Genomic DNA, 21,418 nt, shown 5'->3' on the forward strand with positions numbered 1-21,418 from the left:
CCTGAGCCCTGAGCAATCAGCGTCGCAGCCTGACGAGTGGTGATCGTGATCGTGCGGGGCCCATCATCGCCGGCGGGCTCGGAGGGTTCAGGCTCTGGATCCCAATTGCATGCAGCCCGCATTTTCTTGTGCTCATCTTGGTAAGATTTGCAACTGCCGTGAGGTATCGCCGCCTTCGTTTGATCATCAGAGTACTGCACCGTCGTTCCAGGAGGGGTGGGAGGGGCGTCCTGGGAGGGCGTGGAGGGTGAAGGTATTTCTACCCTCTCTTGGTGCACTCCGTGTGCCGAAGTGGAATGAGAACCATTGGTGGCTCCGTATTCTATGGAACCTTCTGGGCTGTTTGAATTCGGGTCTCCCATGGTGTTTGGGGCTACTGTAATACAGAAGATAGCTATAACAGACAACACGTCCCTATCGAACTTCATGAGTTTATCACCTCAACTTCTCCGATCATCCAGCGAGTTCCGTTGTGTCGGATTGCGAAGTCCAGGACTTCGTTGTCTTTGCGGTCTGAAGTTACTGGTGCTTTATCGCCTCCAGGATGGGAGATCATTTTATCATGATTAATAGTCACGTCTAGTTCGTTGTAGTCGTATCCTTCGATTTTCTCGTAGTATGTGTAGTTCGTGATTTCTTGGTCCCACTTGTCCGCCCAGCCGCCGTTCTGGTGGAGTTTGGTGGCCCGGTCTATCACGGATTTGCAGAACTGGCAGCGGTCGTCGCTCATGGCGGCGAGTTCGGCGGTGTTGCCGGTCATGTAGGCGTAGCGGTAGAGCTCGAGGAAGTACCAGGCCGTCATGGCTGCCCCCTCACGTGTCTGGTCATTCATCTGCTCGGGCTTGGCTGGTGCGGGTTCGGCCAGGGCGGCATCGCGCTTGGCGCGCAGCTCAGGGGTCAGGGCCGCTTCCCGGGAGGCGGTCGCAGAGGCGTTGGCATCCGCAATGCCCTTCTCAGCCCGGGCGATAGCCGCCGACGCGCTGGCGCTGGCGCTCACGCTGGCCTCAGCCTTGGCGTCCTTCACCGAGCAGGCCGCCACCCCCAGCGCCAGCACACACACCACCAGGCCAGCCACACCCCGCCAGCGCCCGAAACGAGCCCCGGGCCGAGAACCGGGCCGAGTCCTGCGCGACGACAGCACCACCCCACGCGGCCGTCCCGGACTGACGGTCAGGGCCTCTTGCTCCGCGTGCCCGTCGACGCCATCGAGGTTCAGGCCGGTCTGACGGTCGTGTGCGGTGGGACGCCGCCCCAAAGTGGCTGGCCGTCTGCTCGGCCGCTCCACCCCTCCAGGCGGAGACACCCGCCCCGCGTGCTCGCCGAGGTCCAGGCGGGCGTGGCGTTCACGTGAGGTAAGACCCAGCTCCGACACGGATGATCGACCACTTGGCGGCTCCGCCCCTCCAGTCGGAGCTGCTCGCTCCATGTGCTCGCCGGGGCCGTCGAGGTCCAGGCGGGAGTGGTGGCCCTGCTTCACGGGGCGCTGCTCCGACGCGGCGACCTTGCCAGAGCCGGATACCGGCTCCCGGGCACCCGCAGGCTTGGGGGATCGTAGGGACGCACTCATCACGGAAGCCTCCTCGCCGCCGAAACAACTCCTTACCCCGCCCGGCCGGGCGACATTGCCCGTCCAAGCGGTGTATTGACACTACCTGCCCCAACGCCCCCACACCAGACCCTCAAGACACCCTGTGGAAAACCTCTGACACAGGACTCCCCCACGCTCCTCACGAACCGGCAGAATCCCCGTAGCCTGCCGAACGCTGCTTCCCTCACCACGTGCCAGGGAGGCGCACCTGAACCGCAGAGTTCTGACGATGAACGCCAGGTGCGCATACGGCGAAGGAGCCAGCGCTTGTCGTGCCAGCCCCGAGCCGCTGGCGTGATCGACGCTGGAGTAGTACTTATGGTGGATCCGGGCACCTTCGCTTCAGCTGCCCTTGTCCGTTCCCTACGAGCTTCTGTACAGGCTCCCTGCGGTCCGGTCCAACGCTCCCCCGAGCCGGTCCCCTTGGATCGGTCTACTCCACGAAGGTGGGGATGTAGATGTATGGCCAGAGCGCGCGCACTGCACGCGCCCCGACTCTCTTGGAGGTACCCCTGAACCTTGCCCTGTAGGTTCTTGACTCTCGTGCAGTACATCCCGAACGCATCAGAACGACTGAGGGCGTCCAGCCGCCTTCCCGCAGCACAATGGGTAACAAGCCATCACATGTCCAGGTGGCCCGCCCCTACTGGAGCCTCAGACGTCACGAGATGGCACGGAGTCGGTCATCGGACTACCGGCTTTCCGATAACCTAGGCCCATGAAGACCTTTGAAGACCTTTTCGACGAGCTGCAGCACAAGGCAGCCACCCGCCCTGAGGGCTCCGGGACGGTGGAGGAGTTGGACCGCGGGATCCACTTCATCGGCAAGAAGCTCGTGGAGGAGGCCGCCGAGGCCTGGATGGCCTGCGAGCACGAGTCCGATGAGGCCGCCTGTGAGGAGATCAGCCAGCTGCTCTACCACGCCCAGGTCATGATGGTTGCCAAGGGCTACAGCCTCCAGGACGTCTACCGCTTCCTGTAGGTCCCCAGGCCTCTCAGGCCTCCTCGTTCGACTCCCCCACCACAGATCAGGAACCGCCGTGCTGCGTATCGCCGTCCCGAACAAGGGCTCCCTGTCCGATCCCGCCATCACCATGCTCTCCGAGGCGGGCTACCGCACCCGCCGTGCGGGCCGTGAGCTCGTGCTCGTCGATGAGGCCAACGACGTCGAGCTGTTCTTCCTACGTCCGCGCGACATCGCCGTCTACGTCGGCCAGGGCACCGTGCACGCCGGCATCACCGGCCGGGACCTGCTGCTGGACTCCGGGGTCGACGCCGTCGAGCACCTGCCCCTGGGGTTTGCCCGCTCCACCTTCCGCTTCGCCGCCCCCAAGGGCACGATGAGCTCCCTGGCCGACGTCGCCGGGCGCCGCGTGGCCACCTCCTACGACGTCCTGGTGCGCAGCTACCTGGCCTCCCGGGGCGTGGAGGCCCAGACCGTTCACCTCGACGGCGCCGTGGAGTCCTCCGTCCAGCTGGGTGTGGCCGACCTCATCGCCGACGTTGTCGAGACCGGTACGACGTTGCGGGCGGCCGGCCTGGAGACCTTCGGGGATGCGATCCTCGTCAGCGAGGCCGTGCTCATCACCACCGAGCAGTTCCGCGCAGAGCCCGGACTGGCCACGCTCGTGCGGCGGCTGGAGGGAGTGCTGCGCGCCCGCGCCTACGTGCTCGTCGACTACGACATCCCCATAAACAAGCTGCACCTGGCGACGGCCCTTACCCCGGGCATCGAGTCCCCCACCGTCTCCCCGCTGCAGAACCCCGACTGGGTGGCGGTGCGCGCCATGGTCCCGCGAGCGGACATGAACCGGGTCATGGACGAACTCTACGAGGTCGGGGCGCGCGCCATCCTCGTCTCCTCACTGCTGGCCTGCCGGCTGTAACCGGCCGCGAGGCATGGCAATGACAAGTGCTGTGGCCGCTACCAGCAAAACCGTGCAGGCGCCCAGCGCTGGGACGAGTCCGGCGGTGAATCTCTCACCAGGGGCGTAAGCGCCGAAGGTGGTGAAAAGGGCAGTGCACAGCGCGATGCCTGTGGCCGTCCCCAGCTGACGAGCCGTTTGATTGACCCCCGAGACGATGGCACGGTCCTGAGACGCGATCCCCTCTAGGACTGCGGTTGCCAACGGGGAGAAGGTCAGCCCCATGCCAGTACCTGCGATGAGCATGGGCAGGACGTAGGGGCCGTAACCGCTGCTCGTGTGCGCCAGGAGCACGAAGCACCCTACTGCCGCCGTCTGCAGCACCATACCGATCAGTAGCACCGCCCGTGGCCCGTAGCGCTTGACGAGCACTCCCGCCACCGGGGCCACCACCATGGGAACCATGGTCCATGGTGCTGCGCGCAGTCCCGACTCCAGTGGGCCAAAGCCCATCCCGATCTGAAGATACTGACTGACGAGGAACACTGATCCGAAGATCCCTGCGGAGAAGAGCATCGCTACGGTGTTGACTAGGTCGAAGCTCCGGTCGCGGAACAGGCGCGCTGGCACAAAAGCACTACGAGCGGTGCGCTCCCGCCAGATGAAGCCGGCCAATGAGGCCAGTGCCAGAGCCAAGCATCCAAGAACCAGGGGGCTGGTCCAGCCGCGGCTGCTGCCCTCCACCAGTGCCCAGGTCAACGGGAAGACGAAGGTCGCCGCCATCGCCAGTCCCACGAGGTCGGTTGACCGAGCCCCAGACCTGCCTACGGTGACGACGTTGCGAAGACTCCACCATCCCAGTGACAGGGACAGGGCGCCCACTGGGAGATTGATCCAGAAGATGAAGCTCCAGTGCAGATCCTCAACGACGGCGCCTCCGACGATGGGGCCGGCGGCAACACCCAGGCCATTGACGCTGCCCCACACACCGATGGCGAGTTCTCGCAGATGTGGGGGTACGGCGTCGGCCAGGAGCGCCAGGGACAGTGAGCCGATGGCCGCCCCGCTGGCACCTTGGGCCACCCGGGCGCCGATGAGTGCCAAGGGTGTGGAGGCCAGTGCTGCCAGAGCTGAGGCTGAGGTGAACAGGAACACCGCCCACAGGAAGAGCTTGCGGCGCCCGATCCGGTCCCCCAGTGCTGCGGTTGGCAGGATCAAGGTGGCATAAGTGAGCGTGTAGGCATTGACGAACCATTGCAGCTCGGTGACCGAGGCCCCCAGGTCCCGGTGAATCTGCGGAAGCGCGATCGTGACCACCAGTGAGTCCAGTGACGTCATCAGGGTGGGAAGGGCGATTGCAAGCATGACCCACGCAGGAGGGATTCGATGATGGTCCCCGGTTCCGGTGGTTGGCGAGGTGGGGGAAGGCTCGCCGAGCGAACGATGTGTGGTCTGGGTGGACAAGACGACTCCTAACTGGATAGTGAAAGTATCGATCTAAGTAGATATCGCTGCTATCCATATGTCAACCCAACGCTCTCTGCCAACTAGGTCACGCGAGACATTGCCGCCGTTCTGCCGTCTCAGGGGGTTGAGCTGTTTCCCTTTGAACCTTGGTATCGGCGCGCGTGAGCCTCGGGGGCCGTGTGCGCTCGTATGCTCGGACCAGGGCGACATTGCACGACGGCCCGGCGACGCCGCTGAAGAAGGAGGACCATGCGTATCTCGGAGCTCGCCAAGGAGTCCGGGACCCCGGTGGCGACGATCAAGTACTACATCCGCGAAGGCCTCCTACCCGCCGGTACGCCCGTTAACGCGCGGCAGTCTGACTACGGGACTCAGCACCTGGAGAGGTTGCGCCTCATTCGGGGACTCATGCACGTCCTAGGCGCATCCATTGAGCAGGTGCGTGATGTCATCGACGTGATCAATCAACCGGATCAGGAGCCGTGGGAGGCGATGAAGTTCGCGACCGAGGCGATCCCAGCCCCTCACCAGCACGAGGAGTCGAGGACGGGCAAGGCGCGTGTGGTACTGGAGCAGTTCGGCCTGCCCTGCTCCCCCGAGCATCCTGCGGTCAGGCACCTCGACGTGGCCCTGGCTTTCGCTGAGGAGATCGGTATGGCCATGAGCTCGGAGCAGCTGGCCGTTTACGTCGAGGCCGCGCGGCGGACTGCGCGCGCCGATATCGAGCGTGTCCCTTGGCAGTCGCGCGAGGACTCGGTGAGGCAGGCGGTCCTGGGGACCGTGGTCTACGAGCCGGTACTCCTTGCGCTACGGCGCATCGCGCACCGCGAGCTGGGCATGGCTCACTACGAGCACCACGACGGCGAGCAGGATCCGACACCGGACTCCCCGCCGGAGGAATGACGACGCGACCGGCGCGCCCCTGACACCCGTGTACTTACTGCCCTAGGGGAACGCACACCTCGGCGGCCTTGGGCGTCTTCTTGTCGCCCAGGAGCTTGTGGGAGGTGAGGAACTCAATCATGGCGGCGACGTCGTCTACCCGCACCGAACCAATGGGGTGGCTGCCGTCGCCGCTGACCAGCTTGCCGGTGGCCACGGCGACCTCGCGGGCGCGCTTCGCCTGCGTCTGATCCACCTTGAGGTCGTCCATGTGTTCCTTGGTGGCCTCGACCGCCGCGTCGGGGTCCTTGACGAAGGCGGTCATGCCTTTGATCGAGGCCTTGACGACGGTCTCGAGGTCCTGGCGACGGGAGTCCAGCAGGGATCGGGTCGTCACCAGCGAGACGCCCACGAGGGGGATTCGGTCGGCGACCTGGATGGTACGCACGGGGGTGCCGGCCTGGCGGATCTGGATCGCGTCGTTGTTGGAGAAGCCGACGACGGCGTCGACCTTGCCGCCGACGAGCGCAGCCTGCTGGGTGTAGCCGATGTCCTGGATCGTCAGGTCGGACTCGGTCAGGGAGGCCGTGGACATGGCCAGCTGGAGGGCGTACCAGGTCTCACCCTTGCGGCCTGGAGTGCCGACGGTCTTGCCCTTGAGGTCCGCGGGAGCCTTGATCGGCGAGCTCTCCGGGACGATGAGGCAGGCCGGGTAGGACTGGTAGTAGCCGCCCACGACGACGAGGTCGGAGCCGTTGGAGGTGGCCACCACCGCCTCGTCGGCGCCAGCGACGACGAGCTGCTCATGGCCGCTCTGGAGGGCGTCGAAGAGACCGTCCTGCGCCCCGTGGTGGTGCAGCGTCACGTTCGTGGCGTATGTCCCGTCATTCTTAGCCATGTAGAAGGGGGCGAACTGGATGTTCGGCGTGTAGGTCAGGCCGATTGTCAGTGCGCCTCCGGCCGCCGAGGCCGACGCCGCGCGGCTGGCGGTCCCCGAGGAGCAGGCGGCAAGTGCTCCGGCGCCGGTGAGCGCCAGGCCTCCTGCCAGCAGCCGGCGGCGCGAGAGGAATGACTGGGAGACGACGAGGTGAGAGACAGCCATGATGAGGAGTTTCCTTGTGTCGGAGGGGTGAGAAGCGGAGGCCGCGCAGGGCTCAGGTGGCGCGTCGGCCTCGTAGGGCGTCCACGGTGCGACTGCGTCGCTCGAGCTCATGGAGCACCCAGTGGATGGATGTGGCCAGCACGCACAGGAGCGTGATCGTGGCGAACACGCCGGTCGTGTCGCCCCGGCTCTGCTGCGTGGAGAGCACTGTCCCCAGGCCCTCGCCGCCCATGATGAGCTCGCCGACGACCGCACCGGTGACTGACAGGGTGAAACCGGTGCGCAACCCGGTGTAGATCGCCGGCAAAGCCATCGGAAGCTCCATGTGGATGAGCATGCTCAGGCCATGAGCGCCGTCGAGCCGGGCGGCGTCCATGACGTCGGCGTCCAGGCCGCGCAGCCCCAGGAGCACCGTGATGGTGATGGGGAAGAAGACCATGAAGGCGCACAGGACCACGATGGGAAGAGTTCCGTAACCGATCCACAGCACCATGAGGGGCGCGACGGCGATGCCGGGAACCGCCTGACTTGCAGCGACATAGGGCAGGACAGTTCGGGAGAACAGCCGCCAGCAGTACAGGGCCCAGGCCAGGGGCAGAGCGAACACGGCGGCCAGGAGACAGCCGAGGAGGGCCTCACGCAGCGTGATCCAGGCTCTCCATCCCAGCCCGGCCTGAGTGAGGTTCAGCCACAGGCGGGTGACGACCGCCCAGGGACTGGGCAGGAAGATCTCGGGGACGGCCCCCGAGCCGGCGACGAGCTGCCAGATGATGAGCAGTGCCGCTCCCAGGACGACGGCGGGAAACGGCCCGCTCCGCTCAGCAGCGCGGATGCGACGTCGGCGACGAGCCGAAGGCCTGGACGGCGACTCTGAGAACGACTCTGACAGGGAGGTCATCGACGAGGCCGAGGATGTCGACGGCTCAGGAACGTCACTGGGCGGCTCGGCGGGGGAAGCGTGGGGGCGTGCGGCCTTGCCGATGGGGCTGGGGCTGTACACGGTGGTGTCCTTCCCGGGACGTTCCGGGAACGGGCGCTCCCGGCTGCACCGGGGTCCGCCTGTGCACCGTCGGTCGGCGCACACACGTGCTGGGCGCCCGCTCGGTTCACCACCCGGCGAGCTCACGGCTGTCCGTGAGCTCGGGACGTTGTCTCGAGCTGCGGGTCTCCCCGCCGAGCGCCACGCGCATCCTCCCCTCCGGACTTTCACCGTCGGTGCCGGAGTTCCACCGGCTCAGCCGTCGCACCCATAGCCGCTTCAGGCGGGTGTGGTGCGAGCGGGTCGCGGACTGTGACCGCCGGTTCGGACTTTCACCGACCCCGGAGCACGTTGCTGGCGGTAAGGATACAACGCAACCGTCCCACGACGGTACCCGGGACCTCTTCATGGCTGAGCGTGCTCACGGGATGTCATTCAGAGCGCGGCTCGAGCTGGCCACCATCAGCGGAACAGTGACCCACAGCGTCCGCAACCGCCCGGCGCAGATGTTCCGGGCCCCGTCTAAGAGACGTCTCCAGTGCCTCGGAAGGATCGGAGATCTGGATGATGCGCTGGGCTCCCAGATCACTCAGACGCTGTTGTGCCGCGGCATCGATCCTGACCCGTCCGGCGAAGACGATGGAGGGCACCCCGTACTCACAGGCCAGGCGGAGCACTCCGCTGACCGCCTTGCCATTCAAGGACTGCCCATCAACGGTCCCCTCCCCTGTCAGCAGCAGGTCGGCCTCTTCCAGCCGCTCACGCAGTCCGACGACGCGAGCCAGGTGATCAATGCCGGTGGCAAGCTCCGCCCCGAGAACAGCTGCCAGGGCAAAGGCGGTGCCGCCTGCCGCCCCGGTGCCCGGGCGGCAGGCCCAGTGGCTCAGGCCGAGGACTGCGGCCAGGCGCGTCACCTCGCCATCAACCCACGTGATCGCAGGCCCGAACAGTCCCTTCTGCGGTCCGAAGACGGCTGCCGCGCCGTGGGGACCCGTGAGTGGATTCGTCACGTCACCGGCCACCGTGATGCTCACGCCCTCGAGGCGACGGCGAGCCGGCCCGACCTCGATCCGCCGGATGCGGGAGAACTCGGCGGGTACCGGTTCCACCTCACCTCCCCGCTCGTCCAGGCAGCGGGCGCCCAGCGCCACGAGCATCCCCAGGCCCAGGTCGTTGGAGGCCGACCCACCCAGACCGATGAGCAGTGAGCGGGCGCCGGCGTCGACCGCGGCAGTGATGACATGGCCGAGCCCTGCGGTCGAGGAGCGCATGACGTCCCGCTCTCCCGGCGCGATGTGCTCCAGTCCCACGCTGGAGGCCAGGTCGACAACGGCCCGATCGCCGTCGAGTCCGAAGCCCGCCATCCGGGGCCGGCCCAGGGCGTCAACCGTGGTCACCTCCTGCCACGAGGCGCTCCAGGCGGCCGTGACGGCCTCGGCGAAACCCTCTCCACCGTCGGAGACGGGGACCTGATCAACCACGCATGTGGTGGGCAGGGCGTCGCGCACCCCAACCGCCATGGCCCGAGCGGCCTGCACGGCGGTCATGGACTCCTTGAAGGAGTCGGGTGCGATGACGATCCTCATGGTTGCGGTACTGTCCGACTACCCAGGCCGGCTACGCCCGCGAGGCGGTGACAGCGGCGTCGAACTCCTCGGAGATCTCCTTCGAGGGCTGACTCGTGCGGGACACGGCCCAGGCCACGGCCAGGTTGCTCAGGAATCCGGGCACGATCTCGTAGAGGTCGAAGATGCCGCCCGGACCGCCGGAGACGTTCCCCCAGATCATGACGACGACGGCCCCGGTGATCATTCCCGCGAAGGCACCCATGACGCTCAAGCGCTTCCAGTACAGCGACAGCAGAATGGTGGGGCCGAAGGAGGCGCCGAAGCCGGCCCAGGCGAAGGCCACGAGCGCGAGGATCGTTTTACTGTCATTCCAGGCCATGATCGCGGCGACCAAGGCGATGGCGAATACCGCCATGCGCGAGTAGAGCACCATGCGGTTGCCGCTGATCTTGTCCTCTCGGGTTCGGGCGAAGGAGCCGTACAGGTCCTCAATGAGCGCCGAGGAGGTGACGAGCAGCTGGGAGGAGATCGTCGACATGATGGCGGCAAGAATGGCTGCCAGCATGAATCCTGCGACCAACGGGTGGAAGAGCAGCTTGCCCAGGGTGATGAAGACGGTCTCCGGGTCGGCCAGCTGCTTCTTGTCGTGGTGGTAGGTGGCTACGCCCACGACGGCGGTGCCGGCAGCACCGAGCACCGCGAAGAGCATCCAGCCGATTCCGATGGTGCCGCCAGCCACGGCCTCCCTGGGGCTGCGGATGGCCATGAACCGGACGATGATGTGCGGCTGTCCGAAGTAGCCCAGGCCCCAGGCCAGTGCCGAGATGACGCCGAGCAGCGTCGTCGTCGGCCCCCAGATGACCCAGTAGTGGGCGTCAACCTCGGAGACGGCCTTCATCAGGTTGGACACTCCCCCGAGTCGAATGACCCCTGCGACGGGCACCATGACCAGGGCGGCCACCATCATGACTCCCTGGACGAAGTCGGTGTAGGACACGGCCAGGAAGCCGCCGATCAGCGTGTAGACCACGGTGATGGCGGCGACGATGACCATGCCGAGGTGGTAGTCCATGCCGAAGGAGGACTCGAAGAAACGGCCGCCGGCGACCATGCCGGAGGAGACGTAGAAGGTGAAGTAGACCAGAATGATGAGGCCGCTGGACCACCGCAACAGCCGGTGCGTGTCGTGGAGCCGGTTGTCCAGGAAGCTGGGGACCGTGATGGAGTTGTTGGCGACCTCGGTGTAAGCGCGCAGGCGAGGAGCCACCAGCAGCCAGTTCGCCAGAGCCCCGGCCGTCAGTCCGACAGCGATCCACCCCTCGACCAGGCCGCTGACATACAGGGCCCCCGGCAGTCCCATCAGCAGCCACCCCGACATGTCCGAGGCTCCCGCAGACAGTGCCGCCACCCAGGGATTGAGGTCGCGGTCGGCGAGCATGTAGTCGTCGAAGTTGTCCGTTCGCAGATAGGCCCAGCCCCCGATGGCGAGCATGGCCACGAAATAGACGATCATCGCGATGGCTTGGTAGGTAGTGGCAGTCATCAATATGTCCTCACGTCAGTCAGAGGGGAGACACACCGCTGCCGCCGTTGGAGAAAGGGCTCGTGGAGCCTCTCAAGGGATCCGGATCGGCGTGCGCGGTTTGTCGCGGCTCGTCGTTGATGTTCCTGATGGCGCGACCATGAGTGGCAGACAATCACCGCAGATGATGTGGAAATCCGCACGTGACATGACGGGCAGCAGTGACCGCTCACTTGATCATGGTCGAGGTTTCTTCATTGTTCCTTCTGTGCGGGCACGACTCAACGCACGTGAAGGACGATGGCCGCGGCATAATCACCGTCATGGCTCATGGAAACTTGCCAACACCCTGGGGTTGATACCTCCTCTCCGAGGCTGCGTTCAACAGCACGGGCAACGGTGCCGCTCAGGCGTAAGGAAGGGCGGCCCCACCGATCGGTGACCACCTCGATCTCACGCCAGTCGACGTCCTCGGCCAGGATAACTGGAGAACTACTCGTTCCGCGACTTTTTGCGCACAGAACGTGTGCCTGGCTCCAGGCCTTGATGAAGGACTCCTTGGCCGCCCAGCGTGCGGCCAGGTGCTGGGCCGGGCTCGTCCCCCTGTCCTGCGAGCGGTTGTGGGCGTCTCTGAGCTCGCGCGCAGTGAAGGCTCGTTGTGCGAAGACGGTGCCGGGCTGCTCGAGCTGGGCGGAGAAACCCGGAATGTGCACCAGGTCCGTGCCTACTGCCAGAACGGTGGAACCGGGGGAAGGCTGCGGCGTGTCCGGAAGCTGCGGCTCAGTCATGACGGAGTACTCATGAAGTAAAACTTACGAATCATTGACGCAATTCCTTTGACAATTCCATATGGACCAAACAAGGCCGGTTCTACAGACGGTATCCATCGTCTGTAGAACCGGCCCTGTCCGCTATCGTGATGAGCTTACTCGCCGGTGTGGTAGACGCCGTCGGAGCCCAGACGGGCGTCGGGGTCGAGCAGCATGGCGGCCTCGACCTCATGCGGGTCGCGCTGCTTGGACTCCTCCCCCAGGCGCCGGCCCTGGACCTGCTCGAACAGCGGGGCCCGGCCGATCATGCCTGCGCGGCGGCGCCTGGTCCCGGCGGCCAGGCGGGCGTTGGCGGAGGCCAGCCAGGCGTCAACCGCCTCCTGGCCCTCGGCCTGACGCAGGGCGGCCTCGAAGGCGCCGGGGTGGACGATCGCGATGAGACCGGAGACGTGTCCGAAGCCCAGCGAGGTCAGCAGGCCGGCTCGCACTGGGCCGGCACCGGGGACCCGCCCGTCCTGACCGCCGCGGCCGGCCAGACGGATGGGCCTGCGCGGCCACACCCAGAAGACGTCCTTAGCCAGGGGGGCGTCGACGACGTCCAGGGAGGCGTTACCGGGAGCCACACCGGAGGCAAGAATCTCGGTCAGGCCCGCGACCTGGAAGACCGCGGCACCGCCCTTGGCGTGACCGGTGATGGTCTTCTGCGAGACCGCCACCAGCGAGTTGCCCTCGGAGCGTCCCAGTGCGCGCGCCAGACGCGTGTGCAGCTCGGACTCGTTGGGGTCGTTGGCACCGGTCGAGGTGTCGTGCTTGGAGACCAGCGCGATGTCGTCAGCCTCCACACCCAGGGCCGCCAGGGCCTTGGCCAGGCGCGAGCTGCGCCCGCCGCGGCCGGCGCCCAGGGCGCCCAGGCCGGGGGCCGGGATCGAGGTGTGGGCGCCGTCGGCGTAGGAGGAGACGAATCCAACCACGCCGGCCACCGGCAGCCCCATCCGGGCCGCCACCGAGCCACGGGCCAGGATCACCGTGCCGCCGCCCTCGGCCTCCACGAATCCGCCGCGGCGGCGGTCGTTGGCGCGCGAGAAGTGGCGGTCGGAGATGCCCTTGGCACGCATGGCCGCGGCCTCCGCGGTGGCGTTCATGTTGCCGAAGCCGACGACCGACTCGATCGAGATGTCGTCGATGGCGCCGGCCACGACGACGTCGGCCTTGCCCAGGGCGATCTTGTCCCAGCCCTCCTCGATGGAGACGGCCGCGGTGGCGCAGGCGCTCACCGGCTGGACCATGGCGCCGTAGCCGCCGATGTAGGACTGCATGACGTGGGCGGCCACGACATTGGGCAGGGCCTCCTGGAGGATGTCACTGGGACGCTCCTCCCCCAGGAACCGGCCGACGAACATCTTGCGCATCGACTCCATGCCGCCGAACCCGGTGCCCTGCGTGGAGGCCACGTCGGAGGGGTGGACGGCCTTGAGGAGCTCGGCCGGGGTGAAACCGGCCGACAGGAAGGCGTCAACGGTGGTGACCAGGTTCCAGGAGGCGATCGGGTCCATTCCCTGGGTCATCGAGGCGGGGATGCCCCAGCGCTCCGGGTCGAAGTCGCGCGGGAACTGGCCGCCAACCGTGCGCGACAGCGCGGCGCGGCGCGGCACCCGGGCCAGTGAGCCGGCCAGGCGGGTGACGGTCCACTCGCCGGTCTCGGCGTCGGGGACCACGAGCGTGTGCTCGGGGTCGGAGGCCTCAATGGTGCGGGCCGTGGCCTCGTCGGGAACCGACAGGGTGATGTCGCGGTCGAGGTAGACGATGACCTCCTCATCGGCGATCGGCGCGATGACGCCGTCGTCGACGAACTGGCGGATACCGCAGCGGGCCACGACCTCGTCGCGGTAGCGCTCCAGGATGTCGGACTCCTCGACCATCTCCCCGTCGGCGTCGTACCAGCCAGCCTTGGGGCTGTCCTGCCAGGTGAGCAGCCCCATGCCCCAGGCGAGCTCGAGGACCCCGGCGGCGGTCAGGTCAACGTCCTCCCCGCTGCTCATACCCAGCTCGGCCTCGCGGCGCGTACGACCCGATCCCCAGGTGGAAACCTCTCCGGTGGAGATGATGACGACCAGGTCGTCGAGGTCGGCGCTCACCTCGCCCCACTGGGGGGCGGTGGGCTGAGTCGGGACCACCGGGGTGGGCAGGGCCTTGATGACGGCCGGGGCCTCTGTCTCCTCGGTGGGCTCGGCGCCCTGAGCAGCGGCGTTCTCACGCAGGGCCACCAGGTCGATGTCGTCACCCAGTCCCCCCGTGAGGTCAGCGTTCACCGGGGCCTGGGCCGCCCGAGTACGCACCTCGGTGGTGCACAGGTCGGTGAGCTCGGAGGCGATCTCCTCCGTGGTCCAGGTGCGCACCCCGGCAGCCTCGACGGCGGCGACAAGCGGGTCGTTACCGCCCATGAGGCCGGTGCCCTTGACCCAGCCGATACGGGGGTGGGCCAGAGTGACGCGCTGGGCCCAGACCCGCTCCGACGACCAGCGGTTGACGATCGCGTCCAGAGCGGACTTGACCTCACCGTAGGCGCCGTCACCGCCGAAGGTGCCCCGGTTCGGGGAGCCGGGCAGGACCACGTGCAGACGGTGGTCGACGTGGGTGTCGGTGCCGATGGCGCTCAGAGCCGCAATGGTGCGCTCCACCGACCACAGCAGCAGGCGGGTCTGGGACTCGGCCGCGGGGCCGGCGTCGGCCAGCGTGCCCGAGACGCGCGGCGCGGCGAAGGGGAACAGGAGGGTGGGAACCAGGGCCTCCTTGACCACCTTGGTGGAGCCGCCGGAGGTGACCACCTGGTCGTTGCCGATCCACTCGGCCAGGGCGTCGACGTCCCGGTAGGAGGACAGGTTCGCGGGAACCATCCACAGCTTGGCGCCGGCAGCGGCGTGCTCGCGGTACAGGGTGGTGGCGAACTCGAGGCGCTCGTGGGTCAGGCGCGAGCTGGTGGCCACCACGGTGGCGCCACCGGCCAGCAGCTCTCCGACGACGGCCGCGGCGATGGAGCCGGGGGCCACACCGGTGACGACGGCGACGTCCTCGGACCAGCGCACCGTGGGATCGTCGGCCTGGGGAGCCTTCGGCGCGGCCTGGGCGATCGCGGTCAGGACGGCGGCGCGCTCGGCGCCGTCGGCCAAGTCGGAGGCCTTGACCTGCTTGGCCCACCAGGTGGCGTGGTCGGCCACCGCCTGCCCCAGGCCCACGAAGCGCTCGGGGGCCAGGAGCCGGCGGAAGGCATCCAGGTCGGTCTCGCCGGAGCCGAGTCGGGCGACGTCCTCACGGGCCGTGGCCCAGCGGTCGTCGATGAGGACGGCGCGCTCAGGGGCGAAGGCCGGTGTGACGGACTTGACCCATCCGGCGCCCAGCTCGGCGTCCAGGGCGGCCATGGCGGCCCGGGTGCGGGAGGCCTCGTCGTCGGCGTCAGCCGGGACAGTGGCCTTCTCGGCCAGGCCCAGGGCGTCCAGGAGGGTGTGGGCCGTGGTGGCCAGGACGCCCTCGGAGCCGGTGACGCTCTGGGCGAAGGCGTCCAGGGCCGCGGAGTCGACCACTGCGCCTCCGGCGCCGCCGGCACTCGGCTTGGAGACGGCCACACCGTGGTCGGCGGCGACGGCCTGGACGGCGGAGTCGATGAGGGCGTCCACGGCGCTTGCACTGGTCAACGGGGCCGAGGAGCCCAGGGAGGCCAGGTCCTCGCCGCGCATCGAGGAGCCCTCCCGGGTGCCCAGGAACAGTGCGGCGGTCACGTGGGAGACCCATCCCTGCCCCAGACCCCAGGTGCCGGTAACGCGGTCAGCGATACGAGAGGCGCGCACGCCGGAGGGGCCCAGAAGGCGGCCCAGTCCCACGCGGATGGCCTCGGTGAGAACGGGACCGAAGGCCTTGTAGCCGGGGGCACCCTTGGCGACCGTGGCAGCCAGGGCCGTCATGTCGGCGTCAGCGGCGCCGTCGATGGAGGCGAGCTCGAGCTCGGTGCCCAGGTCCATGAGGAGCTGGTTACGGCGCGAGGAGACTCCGTTGGTGAGTGTCTCGGTGGTGTCCGTGGCGCCGATCTGCTCGGGGCGGATGCGCGAGGCGTGGGCCAGCAGCACCGTCAGGGCGTCGGTCGCACCGAAGGGCAGGTCGTCCACCGGTCCGGCTGCGGCCGGAGCCGCCGCAGCGGGGGCGGCCTCGGCCGTGGGAGCAGGTGCGGCCTCGACCGCGGCGCTCTGCGCGGGAGCCTCGGCCTCAGCAGCCGGCTCCTGCGCGGCCGGAACGTCGAAGTCCGGCTCGGTGAGCTCGACGGCCGGGTCGGTGTCGGTGGCCAGCACCCGGGCCTCGTCGCGGCGAGCGTTGTGCACGGTGACGTGGCGTCCGGCGTGCTGGGGCAGACGCAGGGTGTTGGTGGCCAGGTTCGCCAGGGTGGGGGAACCCGCCAGGCCCACCTCGACGATGTGCTCGATCCCCAGGCCTCCCTCGCTCGGGGAGGACAGCAGGACCTCCTGGGTCTCGATCCAGCGCACTGGGGAGGCGAACTGCCAGGCCAGGAGCTCGACCAGCAGGACGCGGGCCAGCTCCGTGGGGCGCTTCACCCAGGAGTCCCAGTTGGCCAGGATCTCCTCAACGGGCTCGGAGGGAACGACCTGAAGGATCGAACGGGCGAAGTCCTGGGTCAGGGCGAAGGGTCGGGCCACAAGGTTGGGCACGTAGTGGCCCACCAGCCGCTCGACGTCCAGGTTCTCGGGGACGAGCTCGAGCAGGCGAGTGCGGAACTCCGGCACGCCGGGGCGCAGCACCTCGGAGTGGAAGGGCACGTCGATGCCGGGGACGAACATGAAGGGGTTCTTGCCTCCGCGGGCCTTGGCCTTGGCGCGGGCGTCGGCGGCCAGGGCGTCCAGGCCCTTGATCGTGCCTGCCACGGCGTACTGAACGCCGGCCAGGTTGTGGTTGACGATCTGGAGGAACTCTCCGGTGGCCTGGGAGATCGAGCGCACGTAGGCCTCGACCTCGTCGGCCTTGATACCCGCCTGGTTGGGGCGCAGGGCCCCCATGCGGTAGTTCGAGGCGCCGTCGGCGTCGCGCGGCACCAGCGAGTGCATGGTGGAGCCGCGCTGGAAGACGATCGAGATGGTCGTCTCCACGGGCATGACGTGCCCGTAGGCGCTCAGTGCTGTGTACTCGCCCAGGGAGTGGCCGGCGAAGGCGGCGTTGTCCACGAGGGCGCCGGCCTCGGCCAGGCGCGCAGTGGTCGCCATGGCGACGGTGGCCAGGGCTACCTGGGTGAACTGGGTGAGGTTGAGCAGCCCCTCGGGGTGGCGGTAGGTGACGCCGCGGGCGGTCATCTCGGTGGGGTTGTCGCGCACCAGGTTGATGACGGAGAAGCCCAGCTCGGCGCGGGTGTGGGCGTCGGCCCGCTCCCAGATCTCCCGGGCGGCCTTGGAGGAGTTCATCTCGTCCAGGCCCATGCCGGGGGCCTGGATGCCCTGACCGGGGTAGACGTAGGCGGTGGGCTCGGGCGTCGTCACGGCGGTGCCGCGGGAGACGACCTCGCCGTTGATGCGGCAGACGACTTCCAGGACGTAGCCGCCGCCGACCACCAGGCCGGTGCGCTCCACGGTGATCTCGACGTCGTCGTTCAGCTCCACCGGACCGGTCATGACGTAGGTCCAGCCGGCCAGGACGTGGCGCGAGCCGTCGGCCGCGGTGGAGGCCGCCACCTGCTGGGCGGTGGCCGACAGCCACATGCCGTGAACGAGCGGGGCCTCCATGCCTGCCACACGGGCGGCGTTGTAGGAGGTGTGGATCGGGTTGAAGTCACCGGTGACCCGAGCGAAGGCCGTCATGTCCGCGGGCGCGGTGACGGTGGTGCGGCGCAGGATGCGGCGCGCGGCCGGGGCCGTCTTGCGCCCGGTGCCGCCGGCGAGCTCGGGGGCGCTGGGCACGGCGTTGCCGGAGGCACGGCCGCGGATGGCGAAGCGCTCGCGCATGAGTGCCACCACGGTGCCGTCGCAGGCGTCGGTCAGCTCCAGGCGCACGTCGACGACACGGCCGGCACTGGACTCCTCCAGCGCGGCGACCCAGCCGGTGACGTCGATCGTGGGGCTGGTCGTGGCCGCGGCCTCCTGGAGCTGGTGGAGGGTGAGGTGCAGGTCGATGGTGTGGTCCAGGTGGACGGCGCCGAGCAGGCCCTCGATGAGCGGCATGCCGTCCTCGACGACGCTGCCCAGGGCGGCGTAGACCACCGGCCAGCAGGGGCCGAGCAGGGCGTCGGGCACGAAGGGCGCGGCGGACAGGTCCACGGGCAAGGCGTCGGCAGTTACCGAGGCGTGGTCGTGGCCCAGGTTGCTGGCCAGCGTGAAGGAGCCGTGGATGGTGCCGAAGGGCTGGGTGGCGGGACGCCCCAGGGCGTCCGTGGCTCCGTCCTGCGCGGGGCGGACCTCGGGCAGGTGGTCGACGTTGTCGCCCGTGATGGACACAGCCCCCACACCTGCGGTGGCCCGCAGCAGGTCGTTCATCGTCTCGCTGATGCGCTCGGGGTCGACCAGTGGGGCGGCGCCGTCCCAGGCGCGGGCCAGGCGCAGCGGCACCACGAGGCGGCGCACGGCGTGGATCTTGTCTCCGCCGGGAGTGCCGTCCCAGTGGGTGTCGAGGCGGATGTCGAGGTCGTAGGCGTCCTCGGCCACGTCCGGGCGGGCAACGACGTTGTAGGCGTCGTCGTCCAGGACGGTGGCCGGGTTGACCGTCAGGTGGCCGTTCCACAGGACGTGGGGGGCCACCTGGACGAGCTCCTTGGCGTCGGCCACGGGGGACGCCAGGACGCCGTCGGCCACGGCGGGGGCGGCGCCCAGACGGCCGGCGGCCTCCTGCTCGCCGGTGCCGGCGTCCTGGAGGGCCTCGACAGCGGCGGTCTCGAAGCGGCCCAACAGCTCGCCGACCGGCTCGTTGATGGTGGTGATGCCGGCCACGGCGACGGGACCGGGGATGATGCGCACCTGGTCAGCGGTGTAGCGCGGGTCCTGGGACTGCCACAGGGAGTCGGTGCCCCACCAGCGCAGGATGTCGGCGTCGACCACGGGCACGAAGGGCACGGGCTTGGGGTGCTTGCGGCACAGGTCGACGAACCAGGCGGCGTCGACGGGCTCCACGAGGGTGGAGGCGGCCGACGGGTAGTGCTCGGCCAGGGAGGCCAGGGCGGCGTCGGAGTCGATGACGGCGTCGTAGTCGGCGAAGAGCGTGGGGATCTCGCCGTGGTCGGCCGGGCTCAGGCGGGCCTCGATGCGGTGCAGCAGGTCGATGAAGCGGTCGTACCAGCCCTCGTCGGCCCAGTCGGCGCGGGTGGCGCAGCGCCCCTCGTGGGGGGCGACGCACAGCTCGGCGTAGCGGGTGGCCCACTGAAGGTAGGTCATCTCCTCGACGTCGCCGAAGTAGGGCTTGGCGGTCTTGGCCAGGGCGTCGATCATCTCCTGGCGGCGTGCGGCCATGGCGGCCTCGTCACCGGCGAGCTCCTGGATGAGGCGGGAGGCCCGGGCCGAGGAGTTGTCGATCTCGTAGAGGTCGGCACGCAGGTGGGACAAACCGGAGGTCATGCCACCGATGGACTCCCCGGAGGCGACCCAGCCGCCCTCGACCCCGGAGTCCTCGGGGATCCCGGGGGTGTCGACGAGGAGCTGCTTGACGTCGTCGTTGGTCTTGGCCTCCAGGCAGGTCATGGCGGCGGTTCCGATCATGACGCCGTCGACGGGGGCGGCGGCCGTACCGTAGGCCTCGGCCCAGCGGCCGGTGAGGTAGTCGGCGGCGCGGGTGGGCGTACCGATGCCGCCGCCGACGACGAGCACCACGTTGGTCACGGCGCGGATGGCGTCGTAGGTGGCCAGGAGCATGGTGTCCAGGTCCTCCCACGAGTGGTGGCCACCGGCGTGTCCGTCCTCGATCTGGATGATGACGGGGCTGTCGGGCACGGCGCGGGCGATGGCCAGGACCTGACGGATCTGGTCCACGGTGCCGGGCTTGAAGGCGATGTAGGGGAAGCCCTCGGCGTGCAGGCGCTCGAGCAGGGCGGTGGCCTCCTCGAGCTCGGGGATACCGGCGGAGATGGTGATGCCGTCGATGGGGGCGCCCCCGGCGCGGGCCTTGGACAGCAGCCGCTGGGTCCCCAGGTGCAGGTTCCACAGGTAGCGGTCCATGAACATGGCGTTGAAGGCCGCGGTGCGCCCCGGCTCGAGCGCCTTCTCCAGGCCCTGAAGGTTCTCGGTCAGGACGGCGGGGGTGGTCTGGCCCCCGCCGGCGAGCTCAGCCCAGTAGCCTGCGTTGGCGGCGGCCGCAACGATGGCCGGATCCACGGTGGTGGGGGTCATTCCCGCCAGGAGCACCGCGCTGCGCCCGGTCAGGCGGGTGAAGGCGGTGTCGAGGGTGAGACGGCCGTCGGGCAGGCGGGTGATGCGCGGGGCGAAGCGGGAGCGGTCGACGCCGGGGCGGGGGGCCGCGCCGGCGCGGTCGAGGTCGTCAATGGCCTTGGCGGTCCCCGCGGGCACGACGGTGGTTCCCGTACCGGCCACGACGCCCTCGGTGAGACGAACCAGGACATTGCCCGGTCCCAGGTCCAGGACGGTGCGCACCGGGGCGTCCGATCCGGCTGCGAGGGCCCCGGTGACCAGGCCGGGCCAGTCGACCGGGTCAATGAGCACGGCAGTGGCCAGCTCGCGGGCGAGCTTCTCGTTCAGGCCGCAGGTGGCCGCCCAGGCGGCGACGTCGTCGACAGCACCGGCGAGCAGCGGGGTGTGGAAGGGAACCGAGGTGGTGAGGAACTCGGTGACCGGGGCCAGCACGGCGCCACCGCGACGGCGATCCTTGCGGGCCTTGGCGCTGCGGGCGGCGGCCGCCTCCAGCGCGGTGACAACGCTCTCGAGGTCGGCTGGGCGCCCCGAGAGGATGTGCGCCTGACGGCCGTTGGTCACGCCCACGGAGATCCGCTCGGAGCCGGGGACCCGGGCCAGGACCGCGTCGAGCACGCTGCGAGTGACACCGCGGACCGAGAGCATCGGGGTGGACTCCCCCACGGTGCCCAGGTCGAGGCGACGGGTGGTGCGGGTGGCCGCCGCACCGATGAGGCGGGCGATGGCGTGAACCTCAATGACGCTCTCGCGCTCACCAGCCTGCACGGCCTGGAGGAGGCTGACGCCCAGGACGCCCTGGGAGTGGCCGATGGCGCTCACCGGGGCGTGGGCGGCCGGGTCGATACCGGCGCCGGGTAGGGAGGCCAGGGCCGCGTGCTGGGCCATGAGGATGCCTGGCACGGAGACGTCTGCGCCGTCGGCGGTGGTGCGGTGCTGGGGGGTGACCGGAGCGGCCTCGTCGTCCAGGAGCCGCGAGCCGCGCGGGGTCACGGTGAGCAGGTCGGTGGCCACGGGGGCCAGGCGCTCGGCCACGGCCCGGTCGACCGCCACGACGTCATCGGCCAGGGCGCGGTCCAGGGAGACCAGGTCGGCCAGCGTCTGGCGCCAGGGGGTGGCCTGTCCTCCGAAGGTGATGATGTAGGGCTCGCCTCCGCTCAGGCGCTCAGCGATGGTGGTCGCGGGGCTGGGGGCTTGCGAGTTCGTGTGCACGGTAGTGGTGTCCTTCGGTGTTGCGACGGCGTGGTCGGTGGTCTCGGAACGGTTACCAGAACTGAGG

11 protein-coding genes, 1 pseudogene and 1 riboswitch are annotated in these 21,418 nt (G+C 68.8%); of the genes and pseudogenes, 3 read left to right on the forward strand and 9 right to left on the reverse strand.

What is annotated here, in order from left to right:
• Together RIV14_RS02280 and RIV14_RS02285 are read right to left on the reverse strand one after the other, a co-directional pair.
• Positions 1–200: pseudogene (locus RIV14_RS02280) on the reverse strand (zinc transporter); the annotation flags it as partial.
• A 224-nt stretch (positions 201–424) separates the two neighbouring features.
• Positions 425–1,066 (reverse strand): DUF6318 family protein, encoded by a 642-nt coding sequence (locus tag RIV14_RS02285; RefSeq protein ID WP_075403385.1) that lies wholly within the window; start codon positions 1,064–1,066, stop codon positions 425–427.
• Positions 1,067–2,306: 1,240 nt separating this feature from the next.
• On the opposite strand from RIV14_RS02285, the gene RIV14_RS02290 reads away from it, so the two are divergent.
• Both RIV14_RS02290 and hisG read left to right on the forward strand, forming a co-directional pair.
• The gene (locus tag RIV14_RS02290; RefSeq protein ID WP_075372354.1) at positions 2,307–2,570 is read left to right on the forward strand and encodes a phosphoribosyl-ATP diphosphatase; all 264 of its coding nucleotides are present in this window, start codon (positions 2,307–2,309) and stop codon (positions 2,568–2,570) included.
• 58 nt (positions 2,571–2,628) lie between these two features.
• Positions 2,629–3,474 carry an ATP phosphoribosyltransferase gene (hisG, locus tag RIV14_RS02295; RefSeq protein ID WP_075372353.1) on the forward strand — a complete coding sequence of 282 codons (846 nt, stop codon included), beginning with the start codon at positions 2,629–2,631 and terminating at the stop codon, positions 3,472–3,474.
• On the opposite strand, the gene RIV14_RS02300 is transcribed toward hisG, so the two are convergent.
• Positions 3,451–4,818: an MFS transporter gene (locus RIV14_RS02300; RefSeq protein WP_075372352.1), complete on the reverse strand. Its 1,368-nt coding sequence runs from the start codon at positions 4,816–4,818 to the stop codon at positions 3,451–3,453. The genes hisG and RIV14_RS02300 overlap by 24 nt on opposite strands.
• A gap of 351 nt (positions 4,819–5,169) precedes the next feature.
• On the opposite strand from RIV14_RS02300, the gene RIV14_RS02305 reads away from it, so the two are divergent.
• The gene (locus RIV14_RS02305; protein WP_075372351.1) at positions 5,170–5,823 is read left to right on the forward strand and encodes a MerR family transcriptional regulator; all 654 of its coding nucleotides are present in this window, start codon (positions 5,170–5,172) and stop codon (positions 5,821–5,823) included.
• A 34-nt stretch (positions 5,824–5,857) separates the two neighbouring features.
• Here the strand turns inward: RIV14_RS02305 and RIV14_RS02310 are convergent, their stop codons facing one another.
• From RIV14_RS02310 to RIV14_RS02335, 6 genes are all read right to left on the reverse strand, one after another.
• Positions 5,858–6,904, reverse strand: coding sequence for an ABC transporter substrate-binding protein (locus RIV14_RS02310; protein ID WP_075372350.1), 1,047 nt, complete (start codon positions 6,902–6,904; stop codon positions 5,858–5,860).
• A gap of 52 nt (positions 6,905–6,956) precedes the next feature.
• Positions 6,957–7,904, reverse strand: coding sequence for an ABC transporter permease (locus RIV14_RS02315; protein WP_075372349.1), 948 nt, complete (start codon positions 7,902–7,904; stop codon positions 6,957–6,959).
• Between the two features lie 182 nt (positions 7,905–8,086).
• Positions 8,087–8,237, reverse strand: a riboswitch (FMN riboswitch).
• 77 nt (positions 8,238–8,314) lie between these two features.
• On the reverse strand, positions 8,315–9,469 hold the full coding sequence (locus RIV14_RS02320) for a glycerate kinase (protein WP_075372348.1): 1,155 nt from the start codon (positions 9,467–9,469) through the stop codon (positions 8,315–8,317).
• Between the two features lie 31 nt (positions 9,470–9,500).
• The gene (gene putP / locus RIV14_RS02325) at positions 9,501–10,994 is read right to left on the reverse strand and encodes a sodium/proline symporter PutP (RefSeq protein ID WP_075372347.1); all 1,494 of its coding nucleotides are present in this window, start codon (positions 10,992–10,994) and stop codon (positions 9,501–9,503) included.
• Positions 10,995–11,254: 260 nt separating this feature from the next.
• Positions 11,255–11,761 carry a holo-ACP synthase AcpS gene (gene acpS, locus RIV14_RS02330; RefSeq protein WP_075372346.1) on the reverse strand — a complete coding sequence of 169 codons (507 nt, stop codon included), beginning with the start codon at positions 11,759–11,761 and terminating at the stop codon, positions 11,255–11,257.
• A 137-nt stretch (positions 11,762–11,898) separates the two neighbouring features.
• A complete protein-coding gene (locus tag RIV14_RS02335; protein WP_081381829.1) occupies positions 11,899–21,351 on the reverse strand; it encodes a type I polyketide synthase in 9,453 nt (3,150 codons plus the stop codon).
• Positions 21,352–21,418: the final 67 nt, after the last annotated feature.

The organism is Actinomyces acetigenes (assembly GCF_031296635.1).
Classification (GTDB): domain Bacteria; phylum Actinomycetota; class Actinomycetes; order Actinomycetales; family Actinomycetaceae; genus Actinomyces; species Actinomyces acetigenes.